Origin of the sequence: Streptomyces boncukensis, from assembly GCF_011045075.1 — a bacterium.
In the GTDB taxonomy this organism is placed as follows: Bacteria; Actinomycetota; Actinomycetes; order Streptomycetales; family Streptomycetaceae; genus Streptomyces; species Streptomyces boncukensis.
In genome coordinates this window covers 1-12,470 of the sequence record NZ_JAAKZZ010000193.1, presented here as the reverse complement: position 1 = coordinate 12,470, position 12,470 = coordinate 1, and the positions used below count along the sequence as shown (strand labels likewise).

The 12,470-nt window shown below is 74.7% G+C and carries 10 protein-coding genes; 8 read left to right on the top strand and 2 right to left on the bottom strand.

The genetic code is table 11. The features are described 5' to 3' along the window. Nucleotides 1–2,216 (bottom strand): sensor histidine kinase (locus tag G5C65_RS19120; RefSeq protein ID WP_338146526.1); only part of this gene is annotated, 2,216 nt, incomplete at its 3' end. A 341-nt stretch (nt 2,217–2,557) separates the two neighbouring features. On the opposite strand from G5C65_RS19120, the gene G5C65_RS19115 reads away from it, so the two are divergent. Beyond that, the gene (locus G5C65_RS19115; protein WP_165300089.1) at nt 2,558–3,880 is read left to right on the top strand and encodes a tetratricopeptide repeat protein; all 1,323 of its coding nucleotides are present in this window, start codon (nt 2,558–2,560) and stop codon (nt 3,878–3,880) included. Nucleotides 3,881–4,042: 162 nt separating this feature from the next. Here G5C65_RS19115 and G5C65_RS19110 read toward each other — a convergent pair whose 3' ends face one another. Further along, entirely contained in the window at nt 4,043–4,639 is a 597-nt protein-coding gene (locus tag G5C65_RS19110; RefSeq protein ID WP_165300088.1) for a TetR/AcrR family transcriptional regulator, read from the bottom strand. 51 nt (nt 4,640–4,690) lie between these two features. Here G5C65_RS19110 and G5C65_RS19105 point away from each other — a divergent pair, with 51 nt between their 5' ends. The 7 genes from G5C65_RS19105 (at nt 4,691) to G5C65_RS19075 (ending at nt 12,423) form a co-directional block, all read left to right on the top strand. Further along, complete coding sequence (locus tag G5C65_RS19105) at nt 4,691–5,230, top strand: GNAT family N-acetyltransferase (protein ID WP_165300087.1); 540 nt, start codon at nt 4,691–4,693, stop codon at nt 5,228–5,230. 122 nt (nt 5,231–5,352) lie between these two features. After that, nucleotides 5,353–6,849 carry an MFS transporter gene (locus G5C65_RS19100; protein ID WP_165300086.1) on the top strand — a complete coding sequence of 499 codons (1,497 nt, stop codon included), beginning with the start codon at nt 5,353–5,355 and terminating at the stop codon, nt 6,847–6,849. A gap of 80 nt (nt 6,850–6,929) precedes the next feature. Beyond that, nucleotides 6,930–7,835 (top strand): LysR family transcriptional regulator, encoded by a 906-nt coding sequence (locus G5C65_RS19095; protein WP_165300085.1) that lies wholly within the window; start codon nt 6,930–6,932, stop codon nt 7,833–7,835. 175 nt (nt 7,836–8,010) lie between these two features. Then, the gene (locus tag G5C65_RS19090) at nt 8,011–8,577 is read left to right on the top strand and encodes a cysteine dioxygenase family protein (RefSeq protein ID WP_165300084.1); all 567 of its coding nucleotides are present in this window, start codon (nt 8,011–8,013) and stop codon (nt 8,575–8,577) included. After that, nucleotides 8,577–9,638, top strand: a complete 1,062-nt coding sequence (locus G5C65_RS19085; RefSeq protein ID WP_165300083.1) for a YeiH family protein — start codon at nt 8,577–8,579, stop codon at nt 9,636–9,638. Before G5C65_RS19090 ends, G5C65_RS19085 begins: the two co-directional genes overlap by 1 nt. Nucleotides 9,639–9,818: 180 nt before the next feature. Then, nucleotides 9,819–11,612: a DEAD/DEAH box helicase family protein gene (locus tag G5C65_RS19080; protein WP_165300082.1), complete on the top strand. Its 1,794-nt coding sequence runs from the start codon at nt 9,819–9,821 to the stop codon at nt 11,610–11,612. Nucleotides 11,613–11,778: 166 nt separating this feature from the next. Next, nucleotides 11,779–12,423 (top strand): helix-turn-helix domain-containing protein, encoded by a 645-nt coding sequence (locus G5C65_RS19075; RefSeq protein WP_165300081.1) that lies wholly within the window; start codon nt 11,779–11,781, stop codon nt 12,421–12,423. Nucleotides 12,424–12,470 lie beyond the last annotated feature (47 nt).

Genomic DNA, 12,470 nt, shown 5'->3' with positions numbered 1-12,470 from the left:
GGGCCGGGGCCGTCCGGGGCGCTCTTCGGCGGCGCGGGCTCGTCCGGGTGCGCGGCGGGGCGCGCCCCCTCGTCCGCTGCCACCCGGTGCCCGTCGTCGTGCTCGCCGTGCTCGTCGTGCTCGCTGTCGGGGTCTTCCTCGGCGTCCCGGGCCCACGAGGGCCTGCCGAGGGCGCGGGGCGCGCCAGCGGAGCGGAGCGGACCGGGGAGCTCTTCCAGGGCGCGCGGCGCGGTGAGCGGCGAGTCGTCGTCGACCGGTTCGGCCAGTACCGCCTTCGGGAGGATCACCTCGGCTATCGTTCCGGGCCCGGATGACGCGCGTAGCTCCACGGTGACGCCGTGCCGCGCCGCCAGCCGCGCCACCACCTGGAGGCCCATGGAACGCACGGCCCCGACATCCCGCTGCGGCGTGGCCAACTCGGCGTTCAGCTCGGCCCTGCGCTCCGGCGGCAGCCCGACGCCCTCGTCCACGATCTGCAGCACGGCCCGGTCCCACAGGTGCCAGGCGGCCACGCCCACCCGGGTCTCGGGCGGCGAGAACCGGGTGGCGTTGTCCAGCAGCTCGGCGAGGAGGTGCGCGACGTCGTCCACGGCGCGCGCCGCGACGCCGATGGACTGCTCGACATGGCCCAGGCTGACCCGCCCGTAGCGCTCGATCTGCTGTGCGGCGGCGTAGATCACCGTGGCGCAGGGCGCGTCGGCCGAGCGCACCTTGCCGTGCCCGTAACCGCCCAGGACCAGCAGGTTGTTGGCGTTCCGCTCCATGCGGATGGCCAGGTGGTCGAGGGCGAAGAGGGCCTCCATCCGCTCCGGGTCCAGCTCGTCGCGCTGCACGGAGCTCAGCTCGTTCGTCAGTACGGCGTTGAGCTGGGCGCCGCGGCGGGCGACGGTCACCAGGGTCTGGGCGAACCGTTCGTGGGACTCGGCCTGCTGCGCCGCGAGCCGTACGGCCGCGTGGTGCACCGAGTTGAACGCCTCGCCGACCTCGCCCATCTCGTCGTCGCCGAGGTTGACCAGCGGCTTGCCCGCCTCGTCGGCGATCTGGTCGGGCGAGGCGCGGCCCACCGAGCCGGGCTGCGACAGCGTGCTGACGACCTCGGGCAGCCGCTGGTGCGCCACCTCGTGCGCCGCGTCCCGCAGGGCGCGCAGCCTGCGGATCAGGTCGCGGCCCAGCCGGGTCGCGATCAGCACCACGCCCACCAGCGTCAGCAGGACCAGGCACAGCTCGGCCACGGCCCACCAGATGAGGCGGGTGCGCTCGGCGGAGACGGTCTCGTGCACGTCGGCGTCCACCCGGCGGATCACCGTGCGCAGCAGCTCCTGCCGGTCGGACATGGCCGTGCGCCACGCGTTCGGGTCCACGGCCAGCCGCCGGTCCGCCGGGCTGCGCGCGACCTGGGCCGCGAGCTTCTCCGCCGCCATCGCCTTCGGCCCGGACAGCGTCCGCTCCAGCCAGGTGCGCCACTGCGGGTCGCCGAGCGTGTTGCCGGTGCGGTACGCGTCGGTGTAGCCGATCCTGGCCGCCTCGAAGGTGCGCAGCGAGGCGGGTGTGAAGCCGCCGTCCGAGTGCGCCCGCAGCACGCTCACCTCCTGCTGGCCGAGGTACTCGGCCGCCTCGGTCAGCGCGGCGGCGGCGCGGATGTGGTCGGCGTCCCCCGCCCTCACGCCGTTGGCCTGCGCGATGCTGTCCCGGAACGAGATCAGGTCCGCGAGCACGATGCGGTAGCCGAACGCCATGGAGGACAGGGCGCCGCTGCCGGAGCGCACCTGGGCGCGCAGCGAGGCGAGTTCGCCGAGGGACTTGTCGATGCGCCGCTGGGCCGCCGCGGTGCCCGAGGGCACAGCGGACATCCCCGCGCTGCGCTCGCGGTAGCGGGCGACGCTGCGGTCCGTGGCGCGGGCGAGCGCCTGGAACCGCTCCAGTCCGCTGCTGCCGTTCCCGCCGCTGCCGTCCGAGGCGATCCGCGCGGCGGCCTCGGCGCGTTCGTGCTGGAGCCGGTAGGCCAGGTCGCCGGCGGCGGTCGAGACCTCGACCGCCGTGCGGAGCCGGTCGGCCTGGACGGCCTGGCCGGTGGCCGGGGTGAGGGCGCGTCCGGCGAACGCGATGGCCACGATGAGCGGCACCGCGACGAGCAGGATCAGACGGCGGGAGATCCGCACCCCGCGGGCCCCCTGGTCGGGTCCCCTGCCGGTGCGGAACCGGAGTCTAGACAGCACTGTGTCACCTGGGTCGCAGTCGGGCTGTGGACGTGGAGAACGTCAACTCACCGTTGTGACAAGCAAGATTGAGGGGTTCCCCCGTGATGCGCGCGACAATGTTAGGCCGTTGGGGCCCGAAGCGCGACAGTTTGTTGATGTTCTTCTCCGCCGGTCGCGCCGTCACCGGACCGTCGGATGACCGGAGTTGTCCGCGTCCGGTTGGTCCGCGGCCGGTTGCCGGGCCCCGGAAGGGGCGGGCGGCGGACTGTGCCCGGTCGCGCACCTGTCGTTTCCTCCGCCGCGGGTCAGAATGGGAGGAGCGGGCGGACCGGACGGGTGCGGCCCGATGGGGAGGAACCATGGCGCGGAAGCGGGGCCGGCGCGAACGCTGGTGGGGTCCCATCGGCCCGGACACGGGCGGCACGGCCCCCCGCCCCCGCGCCTCGGAGCCGCCGGCGCGCCGCCGTCCGGCGCCCGCGCCCTCCCCGCCGCTGTCGCTGTCGGTGTCATCGTCACTCCGGTACGGCGCGACCAGCGCCCTGCTGCAGATCGTGCTCTGCGTCCTCGCGCTGGGGCTGCTGCCCCTCGGGCCCGGTCTGCTGGCCTGCTGCGCGGTGCTGTGGGGCGCGGCGGCGCGCACCCGCCACCGCACCGCGCACCGCGTGGACCTCACGCCCCTGGAAGAGGGAGCCGAGGCCGACGGGGCGGCCGCGAGCCCGGCGGCCGATACCGAGGCGAGCATCCGGACCGAGGTCACCGCGTTCGGCCATCTCCTCTCCCGGCACCCCTTCCGCCCGGACGCCGAGGCGGCCACGTACGGGCAACTGTCCGACTGGACCCAGGCCCTGGACGCGTACGAGCGCGCCGCACGCAGCGCCCCGCACGAAGCGCCGGCCCTGCTCGCGGAGGGCCGCGCCGCGCTGGACCGGCTCGACGGGCAGCTCGGACTGGACCGTGCGCGGGGCGCCGCGTGCTTCTTCGACCGCCGCCACGGCGCGGCCGCCGCCTCGGTGCGCTGGTCGCCACCCGGCGGTGTGCCGCGGCGCATCGGCGTCTGCCAGGCGGACGCGGTACGCATCGCCGACGAGCAGCGGTCCGGTTCCGCCGCGGCCGGCGCGCCCGGCGGGCCGGGCCCCGGGCAGGACCGGCCGGCGGTGCTCGGCTCCTGGTCGCGCAGCGGCTCCCAGCGGCTCCGGCTCGCCCGGGGCACCGAGCGCGGCCCGTTCATCCTGGCCGTCGAGAGCGGCTCGGACCGGCCGGTGGAGCTGCGGCGGGTCCGTCGGGGCACGCGCACCACCCGGCTGCTGCGCCGGACCGGCCCGGTGTCCGACCGGCTGCCGCTGCCCCGGCAGGACCACGCGGGCGCGGATCCGTGGCAGCTCGACGTGCGGGCCACCGGCCCCTGGCAGGTGGCGCTCCTGACCGCCGACGCGGCCCGCGAGCTGAACGGGGCGGCCGAGGGCGAGGGGACGGAGATCCTGATCACCGCCCCGGGCACCCGGGACCTGGAGTTCAGCCACGAGGGCCCCGGGCGGTACGCGGTGCGCCGGCTCTTCCGCGACTTCCGCCGCGGCCCGGTGCTGATCGACGGCGGCGGAGCGGTGTGGGGCCGGCGTTTCCAGGCGTCGGCCCGCTGGCTGCTGCTGGTCGAAGCCGAGGGGCCCTGGTCGCTCTCGGGCTGACGTGGCTGGTCGCGCAGTTCCCCGCGCCCCCGACGGGGCGCACTCGATCGAGGGTGCGCCATCAGGGGCGCGGGGAACTGCGCGCCAAGCCACAGGCCACCCGCAGACTGCGACGAAGCAGGAGGGGGCAGCCCCGACCCGGCCGACGACGCCGGAGACGCACTAACCGCGGGCCAGCGCCTCCAGGTGGTCGTCCAGAAGCTGGACCTGCCGCTCGGGCGGAAACGCCGCGGCGTCGAACAGAGCCTGCACCACCAGGCCGAGCACGAACGAGTGGGCGCCGGCCGCGATCCGCTCCGGATCACCGGGCGCCAGCTCGCCCCGCGCCTGGGCCTCGGCGACCAGATCGCTCAGCTTCGCGCGGCTCTGCCCGTACATCCGGGCGCAGTCCTCGCCCAGCCGGGGGTCGGTGAGCGCCGGCTCCCACGAGGACACCCAGATCCGGCTGGTCGCGGTCGAGTCGGCGGTGAGGGGCAGCACGCTCAGCAGGGCGGCGCGGAGCGCGGCCAGCCCCCGCGGACCCTCCTCGGAGGCGCTCCAGCGCCGCGCGGCGGTGCGCTGTTCGAGCAGGTCGAGCGCGTGGGCGAGCAGATCGCGCTTGGCCGGGAAGTAGTAGGTGAGCAGGCCGGTGGTCGCGCCGAGTTCGGCGGCGACGGCGCGCAGGGTGAGCCCGCCGAAGCCGCGCGCGGCCAGCAACCGCCAGACCGCCTCGGAGACTTCGCGGCGGCGGGCTTCGTGATCTCCCCTGGTGCGCGGCATGCTGCTAGGGTACATAAACAAAACGTGTGTTATGCGAATGAGGAGGCCCCTTTGTTCTCCCTCCCGCTGCGGGACGACGCCTGGCTGTGCCCCTTGGAGGTCTGGCACACCGGAGAGTTCGCCGCCCATCTGGACCGGGCCCGCGAGCACATCCGGCCCTGGGTGGGACCGGCCTTCGTCACCGACGACCTGGCGGGAGCGCGCGCCACCCTCCGCTGGTACGCGGAGCGGCGGGCCGCGGACGGCGCCCGCCTCTACGGCATCCGGCGGGCCGGAACCCTGGTCGGCGGCGCGATGTTCACGGACTTCGACGCCGCGGCGGGCTCGTGCGGGATCGGCTGCTGGCTGGAGCCGGCCGCCGAGGGCCACGGGCTGGTCACCCCGGCCTGCCGCACGCTGCTGGACTGGGCGTTCACCACACGCGGCCTGCACCGCGCGGAGTGGCACTGCCGGACGGAGAACGACCGCAGCTCCGCGGTCGCCAAGCGGCTCGGTATGAGGCTGGAGGGCGTGCGCCGTGAGGCGTGGCCCTACGCCGGCGCCCGCCACGACAAGGAGATCTGGGCGGTGCTGGCGCACGAGTGGCGCTGACCGTCCGGCGAATCCTGCCGGACCGCGGCGAAACACCCCCGGGGCCCTAGGTCCAGAGCCCCAGGCCGATTCCGCCCCCCTGTAGGAGGCTTGCCCGCTGTGCCCCCCTTACCTTGGTCCGCATGGGCGTGAACGAGGAAGCGACGGCCGGGACGGTGCCGGACGGCAAGGCTGCCGCCGAAGACGGCGGCAGCGGCGGCGGCGACCTGCCCCGCGTCCGCCGCGAGAGCCCGCTCAGCGGCCCGCACCGGGCGCTGACGCTGGGCATCGTCTCCGTCGTCCTGCTCATCGCCTTCGAGGCGATGGCCGTCGGTACGGCCATGCCCGCCGCCGCCGACGAGCTGCGCGGCATCTCGCTCTACGCGTACGCGTTCTCCGCGTACTTCACCACCTCCCTCGTCGGCATGGTCGCCTCGGGTCAGTGGTGCGACCGGCGCGGTCCGGTGCCGCCGCTGGCGACCGGCATCCTGGCGTTCGGCGCGGGGCTGGTGCTGTCCGGAACCGCCGTCACCATGTGGATCCTGGTGCTCGGGCGGGCCGTGCAGGGGGTCGGCGGCGGGCTGGTGATCGTCGCCCTGTACGTCACCGTCAGCCGGGCCTACCCGGAGGAGCTCAAGCCGCGGGTGCTGGCCGCGTTCGCCGCGTCCTGGGTGGTGCCCTCGATCGTCGGGCCGCTGGTCTCCGGAACGGTCACCGAGCAGCTCGGCTGGCGCTGGGTGTTCCTCGGCATCCCGGTGCTGGTCGTGGTGCCGCTGGCGGTGATGGTGCCGCCGCTGCGGCGCCGCGCCTCCGGGCCGCCGGAGGGCGCGGACGGCGGGCGGCCTCCGGACCGCCGCCGAATATGGCTCGCGGTCACCGTCGCGCTGGGCGCCGCGCTGCTGCAGTACGCCGGCCAGGACCTGCGGCTGCTCGCGCTGCTGCCCGCCGCCGCCGGGGCCGCGCTGCTCGTACCGGCCGTACGGGCGCTGCTGCCGCGCGGCACGTTCCGCGCCGCGCGCGGACTGCCGGCCGTGGTGCTGCTGCGGGGCGTCGCGGCCGGGTCGTACATCGTCGCCGAGAGCTTCGTCCCGCTGATGCTGGTGACCCAGCGCGGGCTGTCCGTGACCATGGCGGGGCTCACCCTCGCGGCGGGCGGCGGGTCCTGGGCGCTGGGCTCCTTCCTCCAGTCCCGGCCCCGGATGGAGCCGCACCGCCAGACGCTCATCCGGGCCGGGATGGTGCTGGTCACGCTCGGGATCGGCTATGCGCCCCTCGTCCTCGTGCACTCCGTGCCGGTGTGGACGCTGGTGGCGGCGCTGACGCTCAGCTGCCTCGGCATGGGCCTGGTGATCTCCTCGCTGAGCGTGCTGCTGCTGCGGCTGTCGGCCCCCGAGGAGACCGGCCGCAACTCCGCGGCGCTCCAGGTGTCCGACAACCTCTCCAACGTCCTGCTGCTGGCCGTCACCGGCGCGGTGTTCGCCGCGCTCGGCGGCGGCTCGGTGGGCGCGGAGTCCTCCGGGGCCGGGGAGGCGGACGGGGAGCCGGTGGCGTTCCTGATGGTGTACGTGGTGTCGGCGGCCGTGGCGGCGCTCGGGATCCTGGTGGCGGGCCGGATCCAGGGAGGGGAGCGGAGGAGCTGAGGCCGCTGTGACTCCCGGGGATCCAGAAGCGCGGACACCGGCCGCGTACGGCTTCCCAAATTCCGCTTATGGTTAAACACATGTTCGACTCGCGGCACATCAGGACCTTCCACGAGGTGGTGCGAACGGGGTCGTACTCGGCGGCGGCCCGCGCCCTCGGATACACCCAGCCCGCGATCACCCAGCAGATGAAGGCGCTCGAAAGGTCCGTCGGCACCCCGCTGTTCATCCGCGCCGGACGGCAGATGCGGCTCACCGAGGCGGGCGAGGCGCTCTCCCGGCACGCGGGCGTCATCCTCGACAGCATCGCCACGGCGCAGCAGCAGATGGCCTCGCTGACCCGGCTGCGGGCCGGCAAGGTGCGGGTCTGCGCGTTTCCGAGCGCCGGCGCCACGCTGGTGCCGGAGGCGCTCACCCGGCTCGCCGTCGAGCACCCCGGGGTGCGGGTGGAGCTGCAGGAGGGCGAGCCGCCGGACTCGCTGCGCCGCGTGGTGCGCGGCGAGTGCGACATCACCCTCGCGTTCACCTATCCGGGGCTGCACGAGCAGGTGCCGGAGGAGCTGGTCGAGATCCCGCTGCTGGAGGACCAGCTGACGGTGCTGCTGCCCACCGGCCACCCGATGGCCCGGCGCCGCGCCGTCAAGCTGGCGGAGCTGGCCGACGAGCGGTGGATCGCGGGCTGTCTGCGGTGCCGTACCAACTTCCTGCACGAGTGCGCGGAGCTGGGCTTCGCCCCGGACATCGCCTTCACGACGGACGACAACCTCGTCGTCCAGAGCCTGGTCGCGGAGGGCCTCGGCATCGCGATGATGCCCGGCCTGGTGCTCTCCTTCCTGGTCCACCAGAAGGTGACGGGCCGCGCGCTGGACCCCGCGTCGCGGCGGCAGGTGTCGGCGTATGTGCTGCGGGAGCACTTGGAGATACCCGCGACCGCGCTGGTGCTCCAGGAGCTGCGCCGGACCGCGGAGAACAAGGTCGGCTGCTAGGGGCTTTCGAAACACCCCCTAGGGCCGGTCACGGCACCAGGGGCTTTCGCAACGCTCCCCGGGCCCGGCTGCCGGGTCGGGGCGCCGGTCCCCGGTGGCATCCATAAGCCCGGGTAAGGGGGTGCCCAAGAAGGCGTCGTTGGACGCGATACGTGGGGCGCGTCACGCTGCCGACATGGCCGTACACACCACCGACTCCCGGACAACGAGCCGACTCGCCGCCCTCGTCGGTGACATCCGCGAAGCGGTCGCGCGGGGCCTGCCGCCCGACGTCACCGCCTACCTCGTCGGCGAGCGGCTCGCCCCGCAGCTGGGCTCCGCCGACCTCCTCACCGCCGCGCAGCGCGAGCCCGACCCCGCCCGCTACCGCCAGCACCTGCTGCACGCCGAGCGGGACGGCAGCTTCTCGCTCGTCGCGCTCGTCTGGCTGCCCGGCCAGGCCACCCCCGTGCACGACCACGTGTCCTGGTGCGTCACCGGCGTCCACGAGGGCGAGGAGCACGAGCGCCGCTACCGGCTGGTCCCCGCGGACGCGTCCGGCAAGGCCGCGGCGCGGCTCGTCGCCACCGAGGACGTGGTCAACCCGGAGGGCTCGGTGTGCGGCTTCGCGCCGCCCGGCGACATCCACCGGGTGTGGAACGGCTGCGAGAGCACCGCGGTGTCGATCCACGTCTACGGCGCCGACATCTCCCGCCTCGGTACGAGCGTCCGCCGGGTCTACGACCTGCCCGCCGACGCCTGATGGCGCTGCCGCGGGTCTCGGCGGACGCGGCGCGCGAACCCGGAGCGGCGGCCCGGCAGCCCCGGCGGCCCAGCCGGCTGCCCGGCCTGGCGATGGCGGCCTTCGGCGTCGCCGCCGCCTCCGGGGTGCATCTGCTGCTGCCCGGCGTGCCCATGCTGACGGCCTCGGTCGTGCTGGGCGTCGCCGCCGCCCATCTGCCGGGCGTCCGCGGCCTGGTGGGCGGAGCCGCACGCCCCGGGCTGAGCCTGGCCGGGAAGCGGCTGATGCGGCTCGGCATCGTCCTGCTGGGCCTGGAGCTCAGCCTGGGCGATGTGCTGGGGCTGGGCTGGGCCACCGTCGGGATGGTGCTGGCGGTCGTCGCTGCGACGTTCGGCGGCACGGTCTGGCTGGGCCGCAAGCTGGGGCTGCGCGGCGACCAGCCGCTGCTGATCGCGACCGGCTACTCGATCTGCGGCGCCTCCGCCGTCGGCGCGGTCAGCGAGGTGCGGGACAGCGACGAGCGGGACGTCGCCACGTCCGTGGCCCTCGTCACCCTGTGCGGCACCCTCGCCATCGGCGTCCTCCCGCTGCTGCACGGCCCGCTCGGGCTGGACGCGGAGCAGTACGGGCGCTGGGTCGGGGCCGGGGTGCACGACGTGGGCCAGGTCGTGGCGACGGCGCAGACGGCGGGCCCGGACGCGCTGGGCCAGGCGGTGCTGGTGAAGCTGCTCCGGGTGCTGCTGCTGGCGCCGCTGGTGGCGGCCGTGGCGGTGTCCGCGCGCCGCCGCAGCGCCGCCGCCGGGAGCGCCCCCGGCACCAAGCGCCCGCCCCTGGTGCCGCTCTTCGTGTGCGGCTTCCTCGCGCTGGTCGCCGTACGGACCACCGGGTGGCTGCCGCACGGGGCGCTGGACGGCGCCTCCGAGGTGCGCGAGGTGCTGCTGGGGGCCGCGCTGTTCGGCCTGGGCAGCGCGGTGCACCTGCCGACCCTCGCCCGCACCGGCGGCCGGGTGGCGGCCCTCGGCCTGTGCTCGTGGGTGGTCATAGCCGCGGCGTCCTACGGCGGCGTCCTGCTGACGACCTGACGACCTGACGACCTGACGGCCTGACGACGGTGGCGCCGCGGCCCGCGACGGACGGCACGGGGCAGCCCCTTCCCGCAGCCGGCCCCCTCTCCGGGAACGGGACGACAGGGCTCGCCCTCGCCCCCCGCGCCCGGTGAGTACGCTGGGGCGGTCCCGACCCCGAACCGGCATCCGGAGACCGTGACTACCACGCCGACCAACAGCCACCATCTGTCCCCCGCCTTCCCCGGCCGCGCCCCCTGGGGCACGGCCAGCAAGCTGCGGGCCTGGCAGCAGGCAGCCATGGACGCGTACCTGGCGCAGCAGCCGCGCGACTTCCTGGCCGTCGCGACACCGGGCGCGGGCAAGACGACCTTCGCCCTCACCCTGGCGTCGTGGCTGCTGCACCACCACGTCGTCCAGCAGATCACCGTCGTCGCGCCGACCGAGCATCTGAAGAAGCAGTGGGCGGAGGCCGCCGCCCGGGTCGGCATCCGGCTGGACCCGGACTACAGCGCGGGGCCGCTCAGCAAGGACTACCAGGGGGTCGCCCTCACCTACGCGGGCGTCGGCGTCCGCCCCATGCTGCACCGCAACCGCGTCGAGCAGCGCAAGACCCTGGTGATCCTGGACGAGATCCACCACGCCGGGGACAGCCGCTCCTGGGGCGAGGCGTGCCAGGAGGCGTTCGAGCCCGCGACCCGCCGCCTCGCCCTCACCGGCACCCCGTTCCGCTCCGACACCAACCCCATCCCGTTCGTCGAGTACGCCGAGGACGCGGAGGGCGTGCGCCGCTCCGTGGCCGACTACACCTACGGCTACGGCGACGCGCTCGCCAACGGCGTCGTCCGGCCGGTGATATTCCTCTCCTACAGCGGCAACATGCGCTGGCGCACCAAGGCGGGCGACGAGATCGAGGCGCGGCTCGGGGAGCCGATGACCAAGGACGCGATCTCGCAGGCGTGGCGCACCGCGCTCGACGCGCGCGGCGAGTGGATGCCGGCGGTGCTGCGCGCGGCCGACCGCAGGCTGTCCGAGGTCCGCAGGACCGTGCCGGATGCGGGCGCCCTGGTGATCGCCTCCGACCAGGACGCGGCCCGCGCGTACGCCAAGCTGCTGCGCGAGATCACCGGCGCCGGGCCCACCGTCGTGCTCTCCGACGACACCGGGGCCTCGCAGCGCATCGAGGACTTCAGGCACAACGACGAGCGCTGGATGGTCGCGGTCCGGATGGTCTCCGAGGGCGTGGACGTGCCCCGGCTGGCCGTCGGCGTGTACGCCACCACCGTCTCCACCCCGCTGTTCTTCGCGCAGGCCGTCGGCCGCTTCGTGCGGTCGCGGCGGCGCGGCGAGACCGCGTCCGTCTTCCTGCCCACCATCCCCACGCTGCTCTCCTTCGCGGGCGAGATGGAGGTCGAGCGCGACCACGTCCTCGACAAGCCGAAGAAGGGCGACGAGGAGGACCCGTACGCACCGGAGGCGGACCTGCTCAAGGAGGCGGAGCAGGAGCAGAACGAGGAGGACGGGGACACCGGCGAGCAGCTCCCCTTCGAGGCGCTGGAGTCGGACGCCGTCTTCGACCGGGTGATGTACGAGGGCGCCGAGTTCGGGATGCAGGCGCACCCCGGCAGCGAGGAGGAACAGGACTATCTGGGCATTCCGGGTCTGCTGGAGCCGGACCAGGTGCAGCTTCTGCTCCAGAAGCGGCAGGCCCGGCAGATCTCGCACAGCCGCAAGAGGCCGGACGCGGAGGCCGATCTCCTGGAACTGCCCGCCGAGAACCGCCCCGTCGTCACGCACAAGGAGCTGCTGGAGAAGCGGAAGCAGCTCAACACGCTGGTGAGCGCGTACGTCCACCAGAGCGGCAAGCCGCACGGGGTGATCCACAACGAGCTCCGCCGCGTCTGCGGCGGCCCGCCCAGCGCGGAGGCCACCGCCAACCAGATCGACGCGCGGATCGCGAAGGTCCGTGAATGGGCGACGCGCATGTCGTGACGGTGGTGTGTGCGGGCCTGGACGGCGCCGGGAAATGTACAGGGACGTAACGGGGACGTAACGGGAAAGAGGGGGACAGCGGACGCCCGGATTCTGGACAAGGGCTTCCGGTCAGCGGTGCCGCTCGCTAGGTTTCCCGTCACTCACCCGAGGAGGGGATAGCGCCGTGACCGCGGAGACCTCCCAGACGCTCGACCGAGGGCTGCGAGTCCTCACATTACTGGCCGACACCGACCACGGCCTGACCGTCACCGAGCTGTCCAACAAGCTCGGCGTCAACCGCACCGTGGTCTACCGGCTGCTGGCCACCCTGGAACAGCACGCGCTCGTCCGCCGCGACCTCGGCGGCCGGGCCCGGGTCGGGCTGGGCGTGCTGCGCCTGGGCCGCCAGGTGCACCCGCTGGTGCGGGAGGCGGCGCTGCCCGCGCTGCGCTCGCTGGCCGAGGACGTGGGGGCGACCGCGCACCTCACCCTGGTCGACGGGACCGAGGCGCTGGCCGTCGCCGTCGTGGAACCGAGCTGGACCGACTACCACGTCGCCTACCGCACGGGCTTCCGGCACCCGCTGGACCGGGGCGCGGCGGGCCGGGCGATCCTGATGGGCCGCGGGTCCGAGTGCGAGGAGGGGCCCGGTTTCGCCCTGACGCACGGCGAGCTGGAGGCCGGCGCCAGCGGCGCCGCCGCGCCCGTGCTCGGAGTGGGCGGCATCGAGGGCAGCGTCGGCGTGGTGATGCTGGCCGACTCGGTGCCGGATCAAGTGGGGGTGCGCGTGGTGCACGCCGCGCACGAGGTGGCCGACGCGCTGCGCTGAGCGGCAGCGGCATCGACTAGATTGCAGGAGTGCCCGTAAACCCGGCG